This is a genomic window from Streptomyces sp. (genome assembly GCF_036566765.1).
GTDB lineage: Bacteria > Actinomycetota > Actinomycetes > Streptomycetales > Streptomycetaceae > Streptomyces.
In genome coordinates, this window is record NZ_DATCVQ010000214.1 from 26,331 (window position 1) to 47,032 (window position 20,702).

General features: G+C 70.6%; 21 protein-coding genes and 2 pseudogenes. 14 read left to right on the forward strand and 9 right to left on the reverse strand.

Translation table 11 applies throughout. The features are described 5' to 3' along the window. Positions 1-81 precede the first annotated feature (81 nt). The 5 genes and pseudogenes from VIU94_RS12435 to VIU94_RS44700 all read left to right on the forward strand — a co-directional run. Positions 82-429 carry an SCO3933 family regulatory protein gene (locus tag VIU94_RS12435; RefSeq protein WP_331910682.1) on the forward strand — a complete coding sequence of 116 codons (348 nt, stop codon included), beginning with the start codon at positions 82-84 and terminating at the stop codon, positions 427-429. Beyond that, on the forward strand, positions 429-1,730 hold the full coding sequence (locus VIU94_RS12440; RefSeq protein ID WP_331910716.1) for an FtsK/SpoIIIE domain-containing protein: 1,302 nt from the start codon (positions 429-431) through the stop codon (positions 1,728-1,730). Before VIU94_RS12435 ends, VIU94_RS12440 begins: the two co-directional genes overlap by 1 nt. Next, complete coding sequence (locus VIU94_RS12445; protein ID WP_331910684.1) at positions 1,727-1,924, forward strand: hypothetical protein; 198 nt, start codon at positions 1,727-1,729, stop codon at positions 1,922-1,924. Before VIU94_RS12440 ends, VIU94_RS12445 begins: the two co-directional genes overlap by 4 nt. A gap of 301 nt (positions 1,925-2,225) precedes the next feature. Then, the gene (locus tag VIU94_RS12450; protein ID WP_414720937.1) at positions 2,226-3,593 is read left to right on the forward strand and encodes a replication initiator; all 1,368 of its coding nucleotides are present in this window, start codon (positions 2,226-2,228) and stop codon (positions 3,591-3,593) included. A 330-nt stretch (positions 3,594-3,923) separates the two neighbouring features. Next, a pseudogene (locus VIU94_RS44700) lies at positions 3,924-4,187 on the forward strand (endonuclease domain-containing protein); the annotation flags it as partial. Between the two features lie 763 nt (positions 4,188-4,950). Here the strand turns inward: VIU94_RS44700 and VIU94_RS12455 are convergent. Further along, positions 4,951-6,585, reverse strand: a complete 1,635-nt coding sequence (locus VIU94_RS12455; protein WP_331910686.1) for a recombinase family protein — start codon at positions 6,583-6,585, stop codon at positions 4,951-4,953. Positions 6,586-6,610: 25 nt separating this feature from the next. On the opposite strand from VIU94_RS12455, the pseudogene VIU94_RS12460 reads away from it, so the two are divergent. Together VIU94_RS12460 and VIU94_RS12465 are read left to right on the forward strand one after the other, a co-directional pair. Then, positions 6,611-6,817: pseudogene (locus tag VIU94_RS12460) on the forward strand (antibiotic biosynthesis monooxygenase family protein); the annotation flags it as partial. Further along, positions 6,814-7,302 carry a GNAT family N-acetyltransferase gene (locus VIU94_RS12465; RefSeq protein WP_331910688.1) on the forward strand — a complete coding sequence of 163 codons (489 nt, stop codon included), beginning with the start codon at positions 6,814-6,816 and terminating at the stop codon, positions 7,300-7,302. The pseudogene VIU94_RS12460 and the gene VIU94_RS12465, both read left to right, overlap by 4 nt. 9 nt (positions 7,303-7,311) lie before the next feature. Here VIU94_RS12465 and VIU94_RS12470 read toward each other — a convergent pair whose 3' ends face one another. After that, complete coding sequence (locus VIU94_RS12470) at positions 7,312-9,363, reverse strand: MDR family MFS transporter (protein ID WP_331910690.1); 2,052 nt, start codon at positions 9,361-9,363, stop codon at positions 7,312-7,314. A 157-nt stretch (positions 9,364-9,520) separates the two neighbouring features. Here VIU94_RS12470 and VIU94_RS12475 point away from each other — a divergent pair, with 157 nt between their 5' ends. Continuing rightward, positions 9,521-10,573 carry a peptidoglycan-binding domain-containing protein gene (locus VIU94_RS12475; protein WP_331910692.1) on the forward strand — a complete coding sequence of 351 codons (1,053 nt, stop codon included), beginning with the start codon at positions 9,521-9,523 and terminating at the stop codon, positions 10,571-10,573. 152 nt (positions 10,574-10,725) lie between these two features. Beyond that, positions 10,726-11,373, forward strand: coding sequence for an HAD family hydrolase (locus VIU94_RS12480; protein ID WP_331910720.1), 648 nt, complete (start codon positions 10,726-10,728; stop codon positions 11,371-11,373). Positions 11,374-11,545: 172 nt separating this feature from the next. Here VIU94_RS12480 and VIU94_RS12485 read toward each other — a convergent pair whose 3' ends face one another. Together VIU94_RS12485 and VIU94_RS12490 are read right to left on the reverse strand one after the other, a co-directional pair. Beyond that, positions 11,546-12,130: a TMEM165/GDT1 family protein gene (locus VIU94_RS12485; RefSeq protein ID WP_331910694.1), complete on the reverse strand. Its 585-nt coding sequence runs from the start codon at positions 12,128-12,130 to the stop codon at positions 11,546-11,548. Positions 12,131-12,405: 275 nt separating this feature from the next. After that, the gene (locus tag VIU94_RS12490) at positions 12,406-13,152 is read right to left on the reverse strand and encodes an ABC transporter permease (protein WP_331910696.1); all 747 of its coding nucleotides are present in this window, start codon (positions 13,150-13,152) and stop codon (positions 12,406-12,408) included. A 187-nt stretch (positions 13,153-13,339) separates the two neighbouring features. Here VIU94_RS12490 and VIU94_RS12495 point away from each other — a divergent pair, with 187 nt between their 5' ends. The 4 genes from VIU94_RS12495 (at position 13,340) to VIU94_RS12510 (ending at position 17,169) form a co-directional block, all read left to right on the forward strand. Further along, positions 13,340-13,996: an HNH endonuclease family protein gene (locus VIU94_RS12495; protein WP_331910698.1), complete on the forward strand. Its 657-nt coding sequence runs from the start codon at positions 13,340-13,342 to the stop codon at positions 13,994-13,996. Positions 13,997-14,098: 102 nt separating this feature from the next. Beyond that, complete coding sequence (locus VIU94_RS12500; protein WP_331910700.1) at positions 14,099-15,775, forward strand: alkaline phosphatase D family protein; 1,677 nt, start codon at positions 14,099-14,101, stop codon at positions 15,773-15,775. 159 nt (positions 15,776-15,934) lie between these two features. After that, positions 15,935-16,414, forward strand: a complete 480-nt coding sequence (locus tag VIU94_RS12505) for a DoxX family protein (protein ID WP_414720936.1) — start codon at positions 15,935-15,937, stop codon at positions 16,412-16,414. Between the two features lie 152 nt (positions 16,415-16,566). After that, on the forward strand, positions 16,567-17,169 hold the full coding sequence (locus tag VIU94_RS12510; protein ID WP_331910724.1) for a DedA family protein: 603 nt from the start codon (positions 16,567-16,569) through the stop codon (positions 17,167-17,169). On the opposite strand, the gene VIU94_RS12515 is transcribed toward VIU94_RS12510, so the two are convergent. Then, on the reverse strand, positions 17,135-17,377 hold the full coding sequence (locus VIU94_RS12515) for a DUF2277 domain-containing protein (RefSeq protein ID WP_331910702.1): 243 nt from the start codon (positions 17,375-17,377) through the stop codon (positions 17,135-17,137). The genes VIU94_RS12510 and VIU94_RS12515 overlap by 35 nt on opposite strands. A gap of 38 nt (positions 17,378-17,415) precedes the next feature. Next, complete coding sequence (locus VIU94_RS12520; RefSeq protein WP_331910704.1) at positions 17,416-17,658, reverse strand: hypothetical protein; 243 nt, start codon at positions 17,656-17,658, stop codon at positions 17,416-17,418. A gap of 209 nt (positions 17,659-17,867) precedes the next feature. Here VIU94_RS12520 and VIU94_RS12525 point away from each other — a divergent pair, with 209 nt between their 5' ends. Then, positions 17,868-18,626 (forward strand): GntR family transcriptional regulator, encoded by a 759-nt coding sequence (locus tag VIU94_RS12525; protein ID WP_331910706.1) that lies wholly within the window; start codon positions 17,868-17,870, stop codon positions 18,624-18,626. A gap of 6 nt (positions 18,627-18,632) precedes the next feature. Here VIU94_RS12525 and VIU94_RS12530 read toward each other — a convergent pair whose 3' ends face one another. The 3 genes from VIU94_RS12530 to VIU94_RS12540 all read right to left on the reverse strand — a co-directional run. Further along, positions 18,633-19,178: a hypothetical protein gene (locus VIU94_RS12530; RefSeq protein ID WP_331910708.1), complete on the reverse strand. Its 546-nt coding sequence runs from the start codon at positions 19,176-19,178 to the stop codon at positions 18,633-18,635. A 291-nt stretch (positions 19,179-19,469) separates the two neighbouring features. Next, positions 19,470-20,135, reverse strand: a complete 666-nt coding sequence (lepB, locus tag VIU94_RS12535) for a signal peptidase I (RefSeq protein ID WP_331910726.1) — start codon at positions 20,133-20,135, stop codon at positions 19,470-19,472. A 289-nt stretch (positions 20,136-20,424) separates the two neighbouring features. Next, the coding region (locus VIU94_RS12540; RefSeq protein ID WP_331910710.1) for a hypothetical protein at positions 20,425-20,702 on the reverse strand (278 nt) is incomplete at its 5' end.

The following is a 20,702-nucleotide window of genomic DNA, read 5'->3' on the forward strand; positions in this document are numbered from 1 at the left end:
AGCACCACATAGTTGTCACTCGTCATAACAAGTGACGTCACATTGAGCGTGGCGTCCGGACTGGCCAAGGAGGCCGAACCAATGCAGTCCATTCCCGTGGACACGGCGCGACTGGGCGTACTGCGGTGCGCCATCGCGCCCGAAGCGAAGATCAGCAACTCCGAGACACAGGAGGTGAAGAAGGACCGCGACGGCAACACGATCTACACCGTGGCCGTCACGGTGCGGCAGGACCGGCGGCGCATCTCCGTGATCGAGATCGCCGTGGCCGGTGAGCCGAAGGGCATCGAGGAAGGTCAGATCGTCAAGGTCACGGGCCTGGTGGCGTTCGCCTGGTCGATGGGTGACCGGCACGGAATCAGCTTCCGGGCCGACGCGGTGACCCCGGTGCCCGGTGCCGCGGCTCAGGTCAAGGGCGGCGGTGCGTGATGGGTGCGATCCTGCTCGCCTTCGCGCTCGCCGTGGTCGCTTGGATATTCGTCGTCGCCGACCTGCTGCGGCGGCACCGCCCGGCCTGGCACTGGTACGTCACCGGCTACCCGGTCACCGCGTGCCGTGTGCTGTTCACCTGGCGCAAAGTCGCGATGCTCAACGACCTTGCGGTGTCCAGCCGCCCGCCGCGCGGGCTGCTCGGGGACGTGGTGGTCAAGGGCGATCCCCTGCGGCCGGTGGCTCCGCGCATCTCCTTCCCGCGCGCTACCCGCATGGGCCTGACCGTGATCGTGCGGCTGCACGCCGGCCAGACCCCGGCGACCTACATGAAGGCGGCCGACGCACTCGTGCATGCGTGGAAGGTTCACGCCGTACGGGTCACCTCGCCGGAACGCGGCCTTGTGCTCCTGACCGCGACGGCCAGTGATCCACTGGAACGCCCCGGCTTGGCGACCGCTCCCACCGCGTTGTTATCCGCGCTCATCGGCGCGCTGGAGAGCGGCGGGGCATGGGTGATGGATCTGCGGATGGTGCCGCACTGGCTCATCGCAGGGGCCACACGCTCGGGCAAGTCCACCTTGCTGGCCCGGCTGATCACTCAGCTCGCGCCGCAGCCGGTCGCCCTGGTCGGCATCGACTGCAAGGGCGGGATGGAACTCGGCCTGTTCGCCGACCGGCTGAGCGCGCTCACGACGTGCCGGCGCGAAGCAGTCGCGGTGCTCACCGCGCTCGTGGTCGACATGCAGGAGCGCATGAGCACTTGCCGGACCGCGGGCGTGCGCTCGATCTGGGAGCTCCCCGACAAGCTGCGGCCTGTGCCGGTCGTCGTGATCGTCGACGAACTCGCGGAGCTGTATCTCTCCGACGGCAGGCGTGAGAGCAAGGCAGAGGCGGAGCAGTGCTCCACGCTCCTCCTCCGCCTGGCCCAGCTCGGCGCCGCACTCGGCCTGCACCTGGTCGTCGCGGGGCAGCGCGTCGGCTCGGATCTCGGGCCCGGTGTCACCGCTCTGCGGGCCCAACTCGGCGGCCGTGTCTGCCACCGGGTCAACGACGCCGGTACGGCGGAAATGACCCTCGGCGACCTCAACAAGGACGCTGCGGCAGTCGCCCAGTCGATCAACGCTGAGGAGCAGGGCGTGGCCGTCTGCACCGGCCCGGACGGCGGTTGGAGCCGTGCCCGATCGCACCTGACAACGACCGAAGAGGCCATGGCCACGGCCCGGAAGCACTCCGCTATGACCCCGGAACTGCCCGCCATCGACCGCGCACTCGCGGGGCTGAAAGGAGACGACAAGTGATCAGCGAAGGTGTGGCGTTCACGTTCTCGGTGATCTTCGGGATCATCACCGTCCTCCTCGTCCGCTCCCGCGACGTACGCGCCTGGGAGGCGGTCTGCGTCGGCCTCTTCGGGGTCTACCTCGGCCAGACGCCCGTGCTCTTCACCGTCCACGGGCTCGTGACCTGGGTCATCAGCGGCTTCTCCCACACCTGAGCAGGAGGGACAGACATGCCCATGAGTCGCGTGAGGTGCCCTCAGTGCAAGGGCGAAGGGGCACGAAGGACCTGGACCGGACGCCGGCACCGCTGCCGCGTCTGCCGGGGCACCGGAACCATCCGCTGACCTGAGACCGGCACGACCGACCACCACACACGCAAGGAGCCCGACCCATGACCGACAACGCGCCACCAACCACCCACCGTGCCGCCTCGGCGGCCCACCCTGGAAGGTCACCACCATCACACCCGAGTTCACCTCGGCTGACAGGCGCGCCGCCCTAAATCGCGCGGCGCGCCTGCGTCAGCTCTCCGAAGCAGACCGCGACGCCATACGACTCGCCCAAGATCCTCAGTTCGCCCGATGGCTGGGGCAGATCACCGCGACCGGCGGATGCGCCCACCCCGTCCACCTCTCCGGCTCGACGACCACGCGAGACGCGCTCACGGGCGAGATCCTGCACCACTACGACACCCGTCGGGAGCCCGGCGAACGACTCTCCGTCCGCTGCCGCAACCGCCGCGCGACCGTCTGCGCCCCCTGCTCCCGCCTCCATGCGGGAGACACCTTCCATCTCGTCCGCGCGGGCCTCCTGGGAGGCAAGACAGTCCCAGCGGCGGTCTGCGAACGGCCGCGCCTCTTTGTCACTCTGACGGCCCCGTCCTTCGGCCCCGTGCACCGGACCGGGGACCGCTGCCGGCCCCGCCGCGACGGCGGTGCCTGTGAACACGGTCGCCCCGTCGGCTGCGGCACGGTCCATGCACCCGCTGACCGCCTCGTCGGTCAACCCCTCTGCGCCGACTGCTACGACTACCCGGCACATGTCCTCTGGCACGCGCACGCGGGAAAGCTGTGGGACCGCTTCGTCATCGGCGTCCGCCGTCACCTCGCCTCGTCGGCCAGCCTGCCTCAATCCCGCTTCCCAGATCACGCGCGGCTGTCCTTCGCCCGGGTCGCCGAGTACCAGAAGCGCGCCGCCGTCCACGTCCACGCGGTCGTACGCCTCGACGGCCCGGCCGGACCGGACGACGAACCCCCGGCTTGGGGCACCGTTGATCGGCTGAACGACGCCGTACGAGCGTCCGCGCACCGCGTCGTGGTCCGCACCACCTACAGTCCCGCCGTCGGCGAGCTCACCCTCCGCTGGGGCTCCCAGGTCGATGCCCGTCCCCTGCGCGCCGATGGCCACGGCCCTGACGACGAAGCCGTAGCCGCGTACGTCGCCAAGTACGTCACCAAGGGCGCAAGCGAGACAGGCGCCGGAACAGACCACCGGCTCACCGCCTGGCAGGACATCGACTCGACACCGCTGACGGACCACGTGCGCACCCTCATGCGGACCTGCTGGCGTCTCGGCGGACTGCCCGAGTACGCACCACTGCGCCTACGGGCGTGGGCCCACACACTGGGCTACCGCGGCCACATCCTGACCAAGTCGCGGGCTTACTCGACGACGTACGCAGCTCTGCGCGCTGACCGCGCCGAACACCGGGGTCACGGAGAAGCGTCCGGTCCGGACACCGTCGCCGATGCCCATTGGCGCTACGTCGGCTCCGGACACACCCCCGGCGGGGCGCTCATAGCCGCCGGAGTCGCCGCCGACCTCGCGCTCAATCGCGAAATCGCCCTCGAAGAGACGCGCGTCGTCAGGCGTGGCCCCCGGTGAACGGGCCGGATGAAGAGCTTCGCGCATGGGCACGAGCCCACGCCCGCAAGGCTCCCCGTTGGTCGGAGCGGAAGTGGCGGCGGATGAACGTCACGCTGCGCATGAACGTCACGACCCGCCGCACGTGAGGCGGATGGAACTTCCCCGGGAGAGGGGCTGCACTCCCATGACCAGAGCGATGTCAGTCCTTCCCGCTACCGTCGGGGGATGCGAGGTTCATACGGAGTCCCTTTGACGCGCGACACCTTGCGGGACTGCGAGGGGTGTGGCACCACTGTCAAGCACAGGGGAGAGGGCCGACGTTCGGGGCACTGCCTCAGCTGTAGTCAGATGGCCCGACAAGGCCGCCGATACAACCTGACAGCAGGCGACGTGAGGGCCATTCTGGAGTTTCAGGGTGGCGTTTGCGCCTTGTGCGGCGAGGAACCGGAGAGGGGGGACGCAAGCTCCTCGTACTGGCACATTGATCATGATCACCAGTGCTGTGCTCCGTCAGACGCCGCATGGTCCATCTGTGGAGGATGCGTCCGAGGCCTGTTGTGCATCGGGTGCAACACTCGGGGTGTTGCCTGGTACGAACTCCTTCCCCTTGATCGTAGGGACTGGGGCCGCATGAACGACTACCTGTCCAACCCGCCAGGCCGTCGTCTTCGCCGTGCTGGAGGGCTCAAGTTCCTGCTGGGGGACATCGTGCGTGACCGTCTGGCCTGACTCAGGTAAGCGAGGGTCGCCGCGGACAGCACTTGGGCTCCCAGGAAGGCACTCCGACTCGCCCGGATGTCAGTGGTGTTGGCTACGATGGACGTGGTTGACGAGAGCCTTGAACGGCATGGTGCATCGGTGATGATGGCCAACCGCTACAGCGCTCCGGTCGAGGAGCGATAGGCGCGCCTGGCCGGCGCTCGCCTGTCGCGACGCCCGCTGGGCGGCGACGCTGTGACGTGAAACCAGCGCAGGCTCCATCCTGCCCTGATTCCGGAGACGGCGCTCCGACGGAGTACGGGAGGGCCCTACTTGTCTTCCACCACTTCTACCTGCGACCACCGCGTGTATCACGTTGTCGTCGTCGCCCTGGTATCTGTCATCACTGGGCTGGTTGCGGGGATCGGCTCCGTTGCTCTTGGCCAGACCCCCCTCATCGCCGTAGCTTCTGGCGGTGCTGTCCTTGCCTTCACCTACGGCGCTGGCATGACCGCCGCGTCGCACGTGAGTAAGCGTCAGCAGTAGCCGCTGCACTGGGGCGGCCATCATGGCCGCCCCTTCATGGGTGCTCAAGCCAGCTCAAGATCCTGCCTGTAGTTCGCGATGCCGAGGACAGCCGCGGACTGCGCATCCGCCTCACCACATAGGACACGGTCTAAGTGACATCTTCGGTCCGGAAGAGCGGGGTCAGCCGCGTCTGGACTGGCCTGCGTCGCCCAACCGCCGGACTGACCAGGACCGCTGTGAGTGTTTGCTCGATGTACGCCCGCTGTTCCGGCAAGGTGAGCCCGTCCCACTCCGCGCGCAGATCGGCCGGCTTTCCCTGCGTAGCAGACTGCTGCTTGATCCACCGGTTGCGGTCCCGCGTCAGTCGCCGTTCCTGAGCCGTGAGTTCCTGAAGCATGGCGAAGTAGCGCTCTCTGGTGAGCAGGCGTTGCCTGCGGGCTTCCCTGGCCTCCTCGATGTCCTCGCGGATGCGTGTGAGCGTCTCCTCGCCGTCCCATTCCTTCGGCGCAGCCTCCGCCTGACGGGCTGCCGCTTCTTCCTCGTACTTGGCGATCACGAGCTCCGTCACCGCCTTGTCCGCGTCTGGACCGGGGATCTTCGTTCCGCCGCCACACCCACCTTGCCCCTTGTCGGGGCACGCGTAGTAGAAGAACCCCTCGGGCTTCTTGGCGCTCTTCGGAGCCTTGATCGCGCGATGGGCGGCGCCGCACTCGTCCTTGTCGCAACGGAGGGTGCCGGTCAACAGGTACTTGCGGGAGTTGTGCCCGTTGCCGGGCTGCATGTTCTCGCCGATGACTTCGAGTAGTGCTTCCCACTGCTCGACGGAGATGATCCGTTCCCATTGCCCACGGACCGGCTGCCCATCGTCCCCGTAGACGATCTCCCAGCGTTCGCTCTCGCTCCCCGTGTCGGGGTTGATGGCGCGCGCCTTGCGGGAACGGATTCCGCAGATGCGCGGATTACGCAACACGGTCTTGAGCTTGGTCGGAGTCCAGGCGCTTCCGCGTGGGGTCGTCACTCCGGCCTCGTTCCATCGGACCGGGTAGGCGCGTACCGGAGCGCCACCGAGAATCCCCAGTGCCGCCTCTCGCAGGAGCTTCGACTCGACAGGGTGCAGGGTCCGCTTGTCGTCGAGCCAGCCGAAAGGCCGGGCTCCGCCTGTCGGTATCCCTTCGCGTTCCAACGCCCTGTGCTTGCGGCGTACGCGCCTGGCGGTGTCGGCCGATTGCTTGTTGCTCATCGCCACGACCACGCGGGCAGTGGCACGACCGTTCTCCGTGAGCAGATCAAGGCTGCCGTTGATGTCGATGATGGGCCGTCGGTGACGCTCCACCACATCGATGGCGTCCTCAAGGTGGCGGTTGTCGCGGGTCAGGCGGTCGATGTCGTAGACGATCAGCCCATCAAGGCGCTGCCCGTTGGGCGCTCGACCAACCTTGAGGTCTTCCAACGCGCCTTCGAAGACAGGGCGAACGACGCGATAAGCGATGCGTCCGTCGGGTAGGCGAACACGCTTCTTGCGCCATGCGGACGTGTCCGGCTCGTAGTAGATGTGCACGCACGCGCCACCATGCCGGCCGATGTACTCCCGGCCGTCCCGCTCCTGCTCCTTGGTACTCTTGATGTCACGGCCTGTCATGGGACCGCGTCGCCGCTCGCCTTCGGCCGGTTCGGTGGTGGGCTCATCGTCGCCCTCGTCTGTGGACAGACGGACGAGCACAGCCCAGTTCTGCCCGTCTAAGTTCCCCCACTGCGCGCGAGAGACCAAGTCATCTTCGCTCATGCTTCGTAAGGTACATATGAACACCCTGCGCCCGGTGGAGGGCACCGACCAGTATCTGGTGTACACCCGCTGGCGCAGCGAGGAGGACTTCCAGAACTGGATGAGCGGTTCCATGAAGGCCGCCCACCAGGGCACGGCCGGCGGCGAGGGCGGGGCCGAGCGGCCGAAGCCCGCGGCGACCGGCTCGACCCTGTGGTCGTTCGAGGTCGTCCAGCAGGCGTCGCCCAAGTGACCGGGCCCGGCGGCTGGGCGCTGCGCCCCGAGGCGTACGACACCGCGGACGCGAGCGCGCTGCGCCGGGACTACTACGACGAGGTCGCGAGCCGGTACTGGCAGCGGCCCGCGACCGCGGCCGAGATCGACGAGGGCCTGACGAACGACGGCGTGGAGCAGCTGGCCGCGCCGACAGGGCAGTTCCTCGTCGGCCGGTACGAGGGCAAGCCGGCCGCGTGCGGCGGGGTGCTGCTGCTCGACGAGGAACGCGCCGAGCTGACCCGGGTCTTCGTCCGGCCGCCGTTCCGCGGCTCGGGCGGTTCGGGGCTGCTGCTGCGCGGCCTGGAGGACGCGGCCCGCGAGCTGGGCGCGCGCCGGATGGTCCTGAACACGCGGCTGGACCTCATAGAGGCGCGCACGCTCTACACGCGGCACGGGTACGCGGAGATCCCGGCGTACTGCGAAGGGCCGTACATGGACATCTGGTACGGCAAGAAGCTCTGACCGGGCCTCCTAGGCGTGGTGGTCGCGGGGCGGCTCGGGGGCGTGCGGCCGCTCCGCGTCCGAGCCGCTCATCTCCGCCGTCAGCTCCTCCACCAGCTTGACCAGGTCGGTGGGTCGCTCCGGGCCCCACCAGTCGCCGAGCAGCTCGGCCAGGCACTCCTCGCGGGCCTTCGCGAGGAGCGTCGCGGCCTCGACGCCCTCGTCGGTGAGGATCAGCTGGAGGCCCTCCCGGCGGGCAAGTCGGCGCACCTCGACCTGCCGGGCGGCCTCGGTGATGATCCGCAGCGGAACGGGCGTGATGTCGGCGAGCAGGGCGGGCTCGACCGTGCCGTGCCGTCTGATCCGCAGCAGCAGCCAGCTCGCGGCGGGCAGCAGGTCGAGCCCCGCCTTGGCGGTGATCTTCACGTAGACGGCCTTGCGGCCCTCGCGGGAGCCGAGCACGGACAGCGCGCGGGCGCACTCGTCGTACGAGGACCGCTCGACCGGGTTGGAGGCGAGGGTCTCGCTGGCGTCCGGGGCGGTGACAGAGCCGCGCAGCCGGTCCTCCTTGAGGAACCAGGAGACGGCGAAGGCGACGAGGACGACGGGCGCGGCGTACAGGAACACGTCGGTGATGGACGTGGAGTAGGCGTGCAGCACCCCGGGCCGCAGGTCGGGCGGGAGTTCGGCGATGGCGCGCGGGTCGCCGGCGATCTTGTCGGCGCTCACCCCCGGGGGCAGCTCGCTTCCGGTGAGGACGTCGTCCAGCTTGGCGCCGAGCCGGTTGGTGAAGACGGTGCCGAAGATCGCGACCCCGAAGGACGCGCCGATGGAGCGGAAGAAGGTCGCCCCGGAGGTGGCCACGCCGAGGTCCTGGTACGAGACGGCGTTCTGCACGACGAGCACGAGGACCTGCATGACCAGGCCGAGCCCGGCGCCGAAGACGAAGAACGTGACGCTCATCATCCACGTGGAACTGGTCTCCTTCAGCTCGTTGAGCAGCAGCAGCCCGAGGGCGGTGACCGCGGTCCCGGCGATCGGGAAGACCTTCCAGCGGCCGGTGCGGGAGACGATCTGGCCGGAGGCGGTGGAGGTCAGCAGCATGCCGAGCACCATCGGCAGCATGTGCACGCCGGACATGGTCGGGCTGACGCCCTGGACGACCTGGAGGAAGGTCGGCAGATAGGTCATCGCGCCGAACATCGCGAAGCCGACGATGAAGCTGATGACCGTGACCAGGGCGAACGTCCGGATCCGGAAGAGCTTCAGCGGCAGGACGGGTTCGGCGGCGCGCTGCTCGACGCGTACGAACCAGACCAGCAGGCCGGCCCCCAGGAGCGCGAGGCCGATGATCTGCTCCGAGCCCCAGGCCCAGGTGGTGCCGCCGAGCGAGGCGACCAGGACGAGGCAGGTGGCGACCGAGGCGATGAGGAAGGTGCCGAGGTAGTCGATGGTGTGCCGGGTGCCGCGGGCCGGGATGTGCAGGGCGGCGGCGATGACGAAGAGGGCGACCACGCCGATGGGCAGGTTGATGTAGAAGACCCAGCGCCACGAGAGGTGTTCGGTGAACAGGCCGCCGAGCAGCGGCCCGAGGACGCTGGTGGCGCCGAACACCGCGCCGAACAGGCCCTGGTACTTGCCGCGTTCGCGGGGCGAGACGAGGTCGCCGACGATCGCCATCGACAGCACCATCAGTCCGCCGCCGCCGAGGCCCTGGACGGCGCGGAAGGCGATCAGCTGGGCCATGTCCTGGGCGACGCCGCACAGGGCCGAGCCGATGAGGAAGATGACGATGGCGCCCTGGAAGAGCTTCTTGCGGCCGAACTGGTCGCCGAGCTTGCCCCACAACGGCGTGCCGGCGGTCGACGCCAGCATGTAGGCGGTGACCACCCAGGACAGGTGCTCCAGGCCGCCGAGTTCGCTGACGATGGTCGGCAGCGCGGTGGAGACGATGGTCTGGTCGAGCGCGGCAAGCAGCATGCCGAGCAACAGCGCGCCGATCGGGATCAGCACCCCGCGACGGCTCCCGCCCTCCACGGGTGCGCCGTCGCCGACGGCGGGAGTCCGCTGTTCCTGGGCCATGGGCGTCTCCTCCCGGGCCGGCAGCAGGGTCCGGCTCAGCTCCATCCTGGGCATTCCGTCCCGTTATGGCCTGTCGAGCGGGGTCGAGCGGGGATCCCGGCCCGGCCCGACATCCGCGGGCTGCATAATCACTGGCAGTTCAAGGGGAGGGAACACCATGGCCGGATACGTCTGTCCTGAATGCGGTACGCCGCCGAGTCCGGAGGGAATACCGGGACCGGCCTGCGCCTGCGCGGCCCGCGCCGAGCGCGCGGCCGAGGCGGCCGCGGAACTGGCGGCCGCGGAGGACTTCGATCCGCTGCGGATACGCCCGTACGTGAACTTGGACATGCCGAAGGCGGCGGGGGCCCCGGGGGTGCCGCTGCCGCCGGAGCGGGCTCCGGAGGTTTCCGGGCCTGCCGAAGTTCCCGGGCCTTCCGAGGTCCCCGAGTTTCCTCAGGTCCCCGAGGTTTCCGAGTTTCCCGAGGCTTCGGGGCTTCCCGGGACTCCGGGGCTTCCCGAGGGGCGGGATCCGGCCACGGCGACGTACCCGGCGCAGCCGCTCCCCGAGCCGGAGCCGGGCGCGGCCGAGATGACGATGCCGCTGCTGCTCGACCGGGCCGCGTTCGACGCGCCGCCGGAGCCGGAGCGGCACGGGCGGGGCCGGGGGCTGGCGGTCGCGCTGGTCGCCGCCCTGGCCGTGGCCGGTACCGCGGCCTTCGCCGTGGGGGTCTTCAGCGGCGACGACCAGGTCGACCGGGCCATCCCGAACCCCACGGCGGCCCCGTCGTCGGCGAGCATGGTGTCCGAGGCCCCCTCGCCGTCCGCGTCGGAGTCCGCCACGGAGTCGGCCTCGCCCTCCGCGTCCGAGAGCCGGTCGGCGTCGCCGTCCGCCTCCCCGTCCCGCAAGGCGACCCGCCCGCCGGCCGCACGGCCGCGCCCCTCCGCGAGCTCCCCCGCACCCACCCGCTCGACCTCGCAGCCGCCCTCCACCGATCCGGAGGACGGCGGCCCGACCCTGCGTTTCGGCGACTCCGGGCCGGAGGTTCTGGAGCTGCAGCGTCGCCTGAAGGAGATCTGGGCGTACAAGGGCCCGGAGAACGGCGAGTACAACGACCGGGTCGAGGAAGGCGTCGCGGAGTTCCAGTCGTACATGGACATCGACGAGGACCCGTGGGGCGTGTACGGCCCCGCAACGCGCGAGGCGCTGGAGGCGGTGACGGAGGGCTGAGCGGGGCTGGAGGGGGGCGGGTGGCGCTGATCGGGTTTCGTTTTGTATCGTGAAGAAACAAAGTGGCCCCGCTCGCACTCCCTGACCGGCGAGCGGGACCGCCTTGTCTCGTCGTGCCCGGCACCGCACCCGGCTCCCTGGAGACCCGCACCATGCTGACCGCCCGCGCCCTCCTCCTCGACATGGACGGGACCCTCGTCAACTCGGACGCCGTGGTGGAGCGCTGCTGGCGCCGCTGGGCGATCCGGCACGGGCTCGACCCGGAAGAGGCCCTGAAGATCGTGCACGGTCGCCAGGGCTACGCCACCATGGCCGTCCTGCTGCCGGACCGCCCCATGGAGCAGAACCTGGCCGAGAACCGCGTGATGCTCGCCGAGGAGACCGCGGACCTCGACGGCGTCGTGCCCGTACCCGGCGCTCCCGCGTTCATGGCCGCCCTCGCCTCTCTGCCGCACGCCCTGGTCACCTCCGCCGACGAGCCCCTCGCCCAGGCGCGGATGGGCGCGGCCGGGCTGCCGATGCCGGCGGTACGGGTGACCGCGGAGCGCGTCGGCGCGAGCAAGCCCGACCCCGAGGGCTTTCTGAAGGGCGCCGCCGAGCTGGGCGTCGACCCGGCCGACTGCGTGGTCTTCGAGGACTCCGAGGCCGGCATAGAGGCGGGCCGCGCGGCCGGGATGCGTGTGGTGGGCGTCGGCCCCCGCGCGGCGGCCTTCGGCCCGGACGTGCACGTGGCGGACCTGACCCGGCTCCGCGTGGAGTCGGCCGCCGACGGCACGATCACGCTCCACGTCACCGACTGACGGCTTCCCGCACCGGTACGCCACGACTTCCTGCACTGGTACGCCACGACTTCCCGCACCGGTAGGCGACGGCTTCCCGCACCGGTACGCCACGGCTTCCCGCACTGGTACGCCACGACGAACGGGCGACCCCGAGGGGCGCCCGTTCTCGTACCCGCTGCGGTCGGACCGCTCAGGGGGCGATCGCCTCGAACAGGCTGAAGCCCGCGAGCGCGATCATCAGGCAGGCCGCGATCTTGGTGATCAGCCGCAGCGGCACGTACTTCATCAGCGTCCTGCCGCCCACGATGCCGAGGCCCGCGACCGCCCACAGCGCCAGCACCGCGCCGATGCCGACGGAGACGGGGTTGTCGTAGCGGGCGGCGAGGTTGGCGGTCATGATCTGCGTCAGATCACCGAACTCGGCGACCAGGATGAGCATGAAGCCCGCGCCGGAGACCTTCCAGAAGGACTGGTCGGCCGGGGCCTTGATCGTCTCGTCCTCGTCGTCGCCCTTCTTCAGGAGCAGCATCGCCGCGCCCGCGAGGAACAGCACGCCGACCATGGCCTGCACCAGGCGGTGCGGCAGCAGGGTCAGCACGCTGCCCGCCGCGATCGCGAGGGCGACGTGGACGGCGAAGGCGGCGGCGACACCCGCGAAGACGTACGAGGCCTTGTAGCGGGTGCCCAGCATCAGCCCGGCGAGGGCGGTCTTGTCGGGCAGCTCGGCGAGGAAGACGACACCGAAGGTGATCGCCATGATCGTGAAGCTGAGCACGGGGAGATTCCTCAATCGGTAGGGCGCAGCCGCACCGAGAGATCCGTTTCAGGGGTCGCTTCGGCTCGGCGACGCCATGGAACAGACATGGACATCGCGGCCGAAGGTCTCGCTGGCGGGCCTCTGACGAGGCCGCCTCCGGGCGCCGGCTGGGACGAGCCCAGCAGTATGTCGACGTTCCGGCGAAGAGCTACTCCCCTTCTGCTCCGCCAGGATACGCGACGCCCCGCCGCGCCTCCGAGGGCCGAAGGTCCCGCAGGCTCCGTCGGCTCCCGTCAGCCCCCGCGCCCCGGTCGGGTGAGCCGACCGCGCGCGACCAGCTCCAGGGCGACGGCGACCGCGACCGCCTGCACCGCCATCAGCGCGACCAGCACGAACAGCTGCACCGCGCCCGCGTGCAGCGGCGACGCGCCGCCGAGCAGCATGCCCACGAAGGCCCCGGGCAGTGTGACCAGGCCCACGGTCCTGGTCTGGTCCATGCCCGGAAGCAGCGCGTCCGCCGCCGCCCCGCGCGCCACCTCCAGGCGGGCCTCCCGCTCCGGAAGCCCGATCGCGAGCCCCGCCTCCACCTCGCCGTGCCGGGTCTCCAGCTCGGCGAGGGCGCGCCGCCCGGCCAGCACCGTCGCGGTGAGCGCCCCGCCGATGAGGATGCCGGTGACCGGGATCAGCGCGATGCCGCGGAGCGGGACGAGCCCGGTGAGCAGGAGCGCGGCGACCACGGGGACGACGCCGGCCGCGATCGGCAGGGCGGCCCAGCGCCAGCTCGCGTCGGAGGTGATCCGGCGTCCTGCGGTGCGTACCGCCACCGCGTACATGACCAGCAGGAAGCCGAGCAGCAGCGGCAGCGTGTGGACGACCGCGCCGATCACGAGGGAGACGGCGACGAGCTGGACGGCGGCGCGCACCCCGGCGACGACGGTGTCGCGGGCCCGCCCGAGGTGCGCGAGGGCGACGACCGCGGCCCCGGCGGCGAGCAGCACGGCGAGAACGGCGCCGAACGTGACATTGACGGGCAGAAGCACCAGCCAACCCTAAGGCCGCACAGGCATTTTGGCGGTGCGTCACCGCACCGCACCCCTTGATGTGACGTGCCCATGTCGTCACCCTGTTACCTGGCGCACCCCACACAGCAACCTTGCGCCGCCACGATGGCCGCGCCGCCCCACCCGGGCGGCATGGCCAAGGTCCCCCCACGACTAGGGAGTTCGCATGTCCGGTGTCTACGCGCGTCAAGTCGCGCGCCGCATCTCCGTGCTCACCGCCACCGCCGCCCTCACCGTCACCGGCCTTCTGGCCACCGCCCCGGCCGCCCAGGCCGCCCCGCCCACCCCGGTCAGCGCTGCCACGGCCCGTACCTACCTGGCCGCCCTCACGGTCAAGGCGGAAGGTTCCTCCACCGGCTACAGCCGGGACCTGTTCCCGCACTGGATCACCCAGTCGGGCGCCTGCAACACCCGTGAGGTCGTCCTCAAGCGCGACGGCGTGAACGTCGTCCAGGACTCCAGCTGCGCGGCGGTCAGCGGCAGTTGGTTCTCCGAGTACGACGGCGCCACCTGGACCGCCGCCTCCGACCTCGACATCGACCACGTGGTCGCGCTCTCCGAGGCCTGGCGCTCCGGCGCCAACTCCTGGACCACGTCCAAGCGCCAGTCCTTCGCCAACGACCTGACCCGTCCGCAGCTCATAGCGGTCACCGACAACGTCAACCAGGCCAAGGGCGACCTGGACCCGGCCGAGTGGATGCCGTCGCGCACCTCGTACCGCTGCACGTACGCCCGCATGTGGGTGCACGTGAAGTACTACTGGGGCCTGAGCGTCGACTCGGCGGAGAAGAGCGCGCTGCAGTCCGTGCTGAACGGCTGCTGAACGCACGCCTCGCGGTAACCGGGGGCACCCCTCCGTCGTAACGTCGGCGTCCGTACCTTCGTACGCAAGGGCGTACGGCGGAACGACGGAGGGGGAGCACCCATGGCGGCCGGACTCAGACTCGGACCACTGCTGCGGTACGTCGACGGATCGGCCGGCGGGGCGGCGGATACGCCCGCGGGCGCCACCGCGACCGTCTGGGTCGAGGCCGACCGCCCCTGCACGGCGCGGGTGCGGTGCGCGGACGGCGCGGAGGGCAGCGCCCGCACCTTCCAGATCGCCGGACACCACTACGCCGTGATCCCCGTGACCGGCCTGACGCCCGGGGCCGCGACCCCGTACGAGGTGCTGCTCGACGACCACGGCGTCTGGCCGCTGCCCGGCTCCCCGTTCCCGCCGAGCACGATCCGCGTCCCGGAGACGGGCGACGGATCGGCGCTGCGGGTGGCCTTCGGGTCCTGCCGCTGGGCGGCGAAGCCCGGGAACGGGCGGCTCGCCCGGGGCGGTCCCGACGCCCTGGACACCCTGGCCACCACGCTGGCCGCCGATCCGGAGGCCGAGCGGCCCGATGTCCTGCTGCTGCTCGGCGACCAGGTGTACGCGGACGAGACCTCCCCCGCCGTCCGCCGCCGACTCGCCGCCCGCCGCGACCCGCGCGACCCGCCGGGGTCCGAGGTCGCGGACTACGAGGAGTACAGCTGGCTGTACGACGAGTCCTGGGGCGACCCCGAGGTGCGCTGGCTGCTCTCCACCGTCCCCAGCAGCATGATCTTCGACGACCACGACGTCATCGACGACTGGAACACAAGCGCCTCCTGGCTCGCCGAGATGCGGGCCACGCCGTGGTGGCGCGAGCGGATCCTGAGCGGCCTGATGTCGTACTGGGTCTACCAGCACCTGGGCAACCTCTCCCCCGCCGAACTGGCCGCCGATCCGCTGTACGCGGAGGTGTGCGCGGCCCCCGACGGCACCGAGGCGCTGCGCCGGTTCGCGTCCGAGGCCGACGCCGATCCGGCGCGGACCCGGTGGAGCAACCGCCGCGACTTCGGCCGGACCCGGCTGGTGACGATCGACACCCGCGCGGCGCGAGTCCTCGACGAGGACGGGCGATCGATGCTCGACCCGGACGAGGCCCGGTGGGTGCGCGAGCAGGTGCTCGACGCGTCCGGCTCGTACGACCATCTGCTCGTCGCCACCTCGCTGCCCTGGCTGCTGCCGCCCCTGATACACGACGCGGAGGCGTGGAGCGCGGCGCTCTGCCGGGGCGGCCGGGGGCGTCGGTGGGCCTGGTTCGGGGAGGACCTGCGTCGCCGTTCGGACCTGGAGCACTGGGCGGCGTTCCCGGCCTCGTTCGACTGGCTGTCGGGGCTGCTGACGGAGGCGGCGGGGCGGGCGGACGCGCCGGCGACGGTGTGCGTGCTGTCGGGGGACGTGCATCACGCGTACGTGGCCGAGCCGGTGGGCGACGAGGGGACCGGGGCGCGGGTGCTGCAGCTGACCTGTTCGCCGCTGCACAACGCGATACCGGCCGTGGTGCGGCTCGGGTTCCGGTTCGCCTGGAGCCGGGCCGGGCGACGGCTGGGACGGGCGCTGGCGCGTCACGGGCGGGTGCCGCGGCGTTCGTTCGGCTGGCACAGGACGGGCGGGCCGTGGTTCGGCAACCAGTTGATGACGCTGACGCTGCGCGGCAGGGCGGCGACGCTGCGGCTGGACCAGGCGCGGGCGGTGCGGGGCGGCGGGGGACGGCTGGAGCGGACGGAGGAGCGGAGGCTGGCGTAGGCATCCGGTGGGGGTGGATCCGGTGGGGGCCGGGCCGGTGGGGGTCGGGCCCACATGGTGGAATTTTGGAATGTTGAACTTGCAAGCAAAGCTCAGGCTTGCCTAACCTGAGGGCCTCGTCGGTGTCCGTCCCCCGTGACCGAAGGAGTCCCTCTCCCCATGAACACCCTGGCCCCCCGCCTGAATCAGGCGCAGCCGTACGCCCTCGGCCTGTTCCGCATCGTCATCGGCCTGCTCTTCGCCAGCCACGGCGCCGCGTCGCTGTTCGGCGTCCTCGGCGGCGCGATGGGCGGCGGCACCGTCCCCACCGGCGTCTGGCCGTTCTGGTACGCGGCGGTGATCCAGCTGGTCGCGGGCGGCCTCGTGCTGCTCGGCGTGGGCACCCGGAGCGCCGCGTTCGTCGCGTCCGGCTCGATGGCGTACGCGTACTTCAAGATGCACCAGCCGGAGGCGCTGTTCCCGCTGCAGAACGGCGGCGAGTCGTCGGCGATCTTCTGCTGGGCGTTCCTGCTGCTCGTGTTCGCCGGCCCCGGCGCGATGGCCGTGGACCAGCTGTTCTCGAAGCGCGGCGCGACGGCGGACGCGAAGGACGCGAAGGCCGAGGAGCGGCCGGAGCGCGAGGCGGCGGCAGTCGCGTAGCCGCGTGACGTCTGTCTGAAGCATGCCGTGACGCGTGCCCTGACGCGTGCCCTGACGCGTGGCTGACGTGGGGCGGGCCGGAATCGCTGAGCGGTTCCGGCCCGTTCCGCGTCGCGGCGTGATCACCGGGCGTACGCTCTACGCCTGTGAACGTGCTCGAGAGCCTGGGGCCGCTGACCGCCGGCCCCTGGATCTACGCGGCGGTCGCCACGTCCGTCCTGCTGGACGTGTTCCTGCCGGTACTGCCGAGCGGCGTCCTGGTGGTCACGGCCGCGACGGCCGCCGCGGCGACCACCGGCGCGCCGGTGCCGTCCCTGCCCGCCCTGTTGCTGTGCGCGGCCACGGCCTCGGTGCTCGGCGACCTCGCGGCGTACCGGCTCGCCTGGCACGGCGGGCCGCGGATCGACCGCGCGCTGTCCCGCTCGCGCCGTCTGCGCACTGCGCAGGAACGTCTCGGCAGCGCGCTGGCGCGGGGCGGCGGGGTCCTGGTGGTGCTGGCCCGCTTCGTACCGGCCGGGCGCTCGGTGGTCTCGCTGGCGGCGGGCGCGGCACGTCGCCGGGTGCAGGACTTCCTGCCCTGGTCCGCCCTGGCGGGCGTGGCCTGGGCCGCGTACAGCGTGGGGCTCGGCTACGTCGGTGGCCAGTGGCTGGGCGCGACGTGGTTCGGCGCGGCAGCGTCCGTCCTGGCGCTGTTCATCGCCGGGATGCTGGCCGGGTACGTCATACGACGTCCGGCACCGGCTCCGGCTTCTTGAGCCCGCGCACCTCCAGGTGCTCCAGGAGGGCGCGGGTGGCGTCGGCGATCTCGTCGACGGCCCGGTCGAACACCTCCTGGTTGTGCGCGGCCGGCGCACGGAACCCGGAGACCTTGCGGACGTACTGGAGCGCGGCGGCCCGGATGTCGTCCTCTGTGGCCTCGTGGGGCAGGACGGGCGGACGGAGCGTCTTGATGCTGCGGCACATGCTTCCAGTGTGCGCCACGGGCACGGGTGGCGCGGGGGTCAGAGCAGATCGCCCCGGCTGCGCGCATTGGCCTCGGCGGCGCGGGCGCGCAATTCGCGCAGGGGGGTGGCGAGTTCGACGTCGGAGGGCCGGGCCTCCCATTCGCATCCGCCGTGCACGGGGCGGATGAGCAGCCGGCCGGCGACGCTGTCGACGTAGAAGCCGACGCGTCCGGTGGCCGTGTCCCGGACGAGGTCGCCGACCTCGGGCAGGCCGGGACCGATTTCGGGTTCATGCGTCATGGTCCCTCCGTCCTGGCCTGGCCTGCGCCGTCCCGCCTGCGCGGATCTCCAGAGATACACCCAGAGAAGCCCTGAGACACGCCTCTGTCAATGTTTCTCTAGAGATGTCCCCCGATGGATGGATCGGCCGCACAGGACGGCGCACACCTGTGCCCCGACGCCCAGGAGCGCGCCGTAGGGTGTCCCCCGACGAAGGGAGTGGGTCCCCCATGGCTGACCAGGGCAGCGGTCGTCGGCCCAAGTACCGGCGCATCGCGGACGAGTTGAGAACCGCGATCGAGGAGGGCACGTACGCACCCGGCGACCGCCTCCCGGGCGAGAACGACCTCATGGCGACGTACGACGTGGCCAGAATGACGGCCCGTCAGGCGCTGTCGGTGCTCCGGAACGAGGGCCTGGCCGAGGCCCGCAAGGGAGCCGGGGTCTTCGTCCGCTCGTTCCGCCCGATCCGCAGACGCGGCATCCCGAGGCTCGCCCAGGGCAACTGGGGCGCCGGCCGGTCGGTCTGGTCGGCGGACATCGAGGAACGCGCGCTCCTTGTGGACCAGATCGAGGTCACGGAGACGACAGCGACGCCGCGGACCGCGGAGGCGCTGGACGTACCGGTGGACTCGCCCCTGTGCGTACGCAGCCGCCGCTTCGTCCTGGACGACAAGCCGGTACTGCTCTCGGTGTCGTACCTCCCGGCGACGGTCGCGGCCGGCACGGCGATCACGACCCCGGACACGGGCCCGGGCGGCACGTACGCGCGGCTCGCGGAACTGGGCTGCAAGCCCACCCACTTCCGCGAGGAGATCCGCTGCCGCATGCCGACGGCGGACGAGTCCGAACGCCTGGCCCTGACCCCCGGGACCCCGGTCATCCTGATCTGCCGGACGGCCTTCACGGAGCAGGGCCAGCCGGTCGAACTCAACGAGATGACACTGGACTCGGGCTCGTACGTCCTGGAGTACGACTTCGACGCGTGAGGGGGCTCACTGCTCCCAGTCGACGGTGAACGGCTTCTTGAGAAACCGGAACCCGCCGTCGTCCTCGCCCTCGACGTAGAGCAGCTCCCCGATGTCGAGATCGCCGCCGGCCTGCGGGTCTCGGACCAACTCCCCGAGAACCTTCCGGATGTACTCGGGAACCATGTCGGGAATCTCCCCGAAGTACCGCTCCGGATCGAGTTCGAGGATCTCGCACGCCCGGCGCAGGAGCCGGGGCCCCGGCGGGGCCCAGTAGAAGTTCCCGGTGCAGCTGTAGTGAGCCAGGCAGTACGCGAGCACCCCGCGCTCGATGGGCTCCGGCTCCTTGAGCCGCACGGCGAGCGACGCCATGCGCGCCGCGTACATGCCGAACATCCCGACGGCGTTCCGCGCGGTGAACCGCGCCAGCGTCTCGAACTCCCGCTGATTGCTCAAGGTCGCGATCGCGGTGTCTATGTCCGCGTCGAGCGGACACGGCAGCTCGCTCTCCTCGTACGCGCGGACCTTGAAGCGAGGCTGGTTAAGACGCTCCCAGAGGTCTTCAGAAAGCAACACTCATCTCCATCTCGGATTCTCCCTCGGAAGCGCGAACCCGCCAGCCACGTCTCCCCCCGGACATCCTCGAAGCCTACGGGGACCCCCGGACCGGGATGCCGAAGACCCCCAGTCCTGATCGACTGGGGGTCTTCGAAACGGTGGGCGCGGACGGTTTCGAACGGCCGCGCAAGGTGCGGGATGGCCCGGTAGTCCCGGTATCCCCCTAGTGGAAGCTGCCGCCGACCGCGCCCTGACACACCGAGCCGCCGCGCCCACACGCGCCACAACACGAATGCTCGAACTCGCTTAGGCCACGGGCCACGGCGGCACAGCCGCGACCTGCCGCCGGGCACGCCGCCCTGCTGCGTACCCCCCAATCCCCAGGCCGATCCCGACCAGGGTCAGCACGATCCCGAGGACCCCGAGCGCCACCAACACCGCTGGCATAGTGAAGCTCTTCTGCACTCGCCCGAGCACCCCGGAGGCCGCGACGCTGCCGGACTGCTCGTCGAGGAAGAACCGCGAGTCGTACGAATTCCCCCGGTGGTCGCCCAGCAGGAACAACCGCCCGTCCGGCACCTGCACGTCGTACGGTCTGGCTGCCGGGTTCACTTCGCCGCGCATCACATACGGTTCGTCGACCGGCTTCCCGTTCACCGTGATCCGACTTCCGTCGCACACCACGTGATCGCCGCCCATCCCGATGACCCGCTGAAGGACCGGTCTGTCCTGATAGCGATCGGGCACATGGACGAGTACGACATCACCCCGGCGTATCTCGCCCGCGTCTATGCGCTCGATGACCAGCCGCTCGTCATGGCGGTACGTGGGCTCCATCGCCTCGCTCATGACGGTGACCCCCTGGTAATTCGTGAGGAAGCACCCGATGCCCCCCAGCATCAGGGCCAGCCCGAGTGGCACCAGTACCCATGACGCGACTCTCAGCCCGCTGCCCGCTCCCCGCCGCTGCATGAACACCCCTCCCTTGAACCGCCCGAGGCCAGGCGGACCGGTAGAGGCTAAGCGGTCTCGAAGCGGGAACGCACCTCACCCCCCAAGGCTGCATTGGTCGGTGGAGTCTTTGGCCCAGTCAAGTGCTGGCGCAGCGGCCCTGGAGCACCGGTTCGGAAGATCCCGTACACCGCGGATTCCAGCTGACCTGCACGTTCGTCGACCTGGGGGAACGCGGCGAGGATGCCGTAAATCCCCGTGGTTCCCCGCTCGTCCCCCGCGATCGGGCACGCATGGGGCACGCCCGGGATCACTCCGAGGCATCCACCACGGCGACCCCCGCCGCGAGCATCCTCGTGATCACCAGGTCCGCCAGTTCGTCATCACAGATCAGCGATGCCATCGGCGGGTCTCCCTTCGAGATCGGCAGGTAGGTGTCGTCGAAGCGATGCAGTTCCCACTGGTCGCGCTCCGTGGTCCACATCGATGCGTACGCCGAAAGGTCCTGCTCGCTCATGACCGCCTCCTCGGCGGTCACCGTACAGCGACTCTGGGCCGGAGCCGTCCCGGGCCACCAGCCCACCGGCC

Bases quoted from the DNA above. Each gene is read 5' to 3' on its own strand.
- VIU94_RS12440 (WP_331910716.1), top strand. From the start codon at position 429: ATGGGTGCGATCCTGCTCGCCTTCGCGCTCGCCGTGGTCGCTTGGATA.
- VIU94_RS12455 (WP_331910686.1), bottom strand. From the start codon at position 6,585: ATGAGCGAAGATGACTTGGTCTCTCGCGCGCAGTGGGGGAACTTAGAC.
- VIU94_RS12480 (WP_331910720.1), top strand. From the start codon at position 10,726: ATGCTGACCGCCCGCGCCCTCCTCCTCGACATGGACGGGACCCTCGTC.
- VIU94_RS12500 (WP_331910700.1), top strand. From the start codon at position 14,099: ATGGCGGCCGGACTCAGACTCGGACCACTGCTGCGGTACGTCGACGGA.
- VIU94_RS12495 (WP_331910698.1), top strand. From the start codon at position 13,340: ATGTCCGGTGTCTACGCGCGTCAAGTCGCGCGCCGCATCTCCGTGCTC.
- VIU94_RS12470 (WP_331910690.1), bottom strand. From the start codon at position 9,363: ATGGCCCAGGAACAGCGGACTCCCGCCGTCGGCGACGGCGCACCCGTG.
- VIU94_RS12435 (WP_331910682.1), top strand. From the start codon at position 82: ATGCAGTCCATTCCCGTGGACACGGCGCGACTGGGCGTACTGCGGTGC.
- lepB (WP_331910726.1), bottom strand. From the start codon at position 20,135: ATGCAGCGGCGGGGAGCGGGCAGCGGGCTGAGAGTCGCGTCATGGGTA.
- VIU94_RS12515 (WP_331910702.1), bottom strand. From the start codon at position 17,377: ATGTGCCGCAGCATCAAGACGCTCCGTCCGCCCGTCCTGCCCCACGAG.
- VIU94_RS12525 (WP_331910706.1), top strand. From the start codon at position 17,868: ATGGCTGACCAGGGCAGCGGTCGTCGGCCCAAGTACCGGCGCATCGCG.
- VIU94_RS12505 (WP_414720936.1), top strand. From the start codon at position 15,935: ATGAACACCCTGGCCCCCCGCCTGAATCAGGCGCAGCCGTACGCCCTC.
- VIU94_RS12520 (WP_331910704.1), bottom strand. From the start codon at position 17,658: ATGACGCATGAACCCGAAATCGGTCCCGGCCTGCCCGAGGTCGGCGAC.
- VIU94_RS12475 (WP_331910692.1), top strand. From the start codon at position 9,521: ATGGCCGGATACGTCTGTCCTGAATGCGGTACGCCGCCGAGTCCGGAG.